Raw genomic sequence first — 401 nt, 5'->3', positions numbered from 1 at the left:
GACGAGGATGCCGACGCACCAGGCGAGGGCGATCCAGATGTCGGTGCCGACCGGCTGCCGGGTGAACAGGTCGCGGATGGCGTTGACGATGGAGGTCACCGGCTGGTTCTCGGCGAAGGCGCGCACCGGGCCGGGCATGGTGCCGGTGGGTACGAAGGCCGAGCTGATGAACGGCAGGAAGATGAGCGGGTAGGAGAACGCGCTCGCGCCGTCCGCCGACTTCGCGGACAGACCGGGGATGACGGCGATCCAGGTCAACGCCAGGGTGAAGAGAATCAGGATGCCGGCGACCGCGAGCCAGGCGAGCACTCCCGCCTCCGAGCGGAAGCCCATGAGGAGGGCGACGAGCACGACGACCACCAGCGAGATCACATTGGCGGCCAGCGAGGTCAGCACGTGCG

General features: G+C 68.6%; 1 protein-coding gene. It reads right to left on the bottom strand.

The genetic code is table 11. The annotated features are described in order from the left end of the window. Positions 1-401 (bottom strand): ABC transporter permease (locus QSK26_RS41530; protein ID WP_285780868.1); only part of this gene is annotated, 401 nt, incomplete at both ends.

Source organism: Microtetraspora sp. NBRC 13810 (assembly GCF_030268685.1).
In the GTDB taxonomy this organism is placed as follows: Bacteria; Actinomycetota; Actinomycetes; order Streptosporangiales; family Streptosporangiaceae; genus BSRQ01.
The sequence above is the reverse complement of the archived record's forward strand: the minus strand, read 5'-3'. Positions and strand labels throughout refer to the sequence as shown.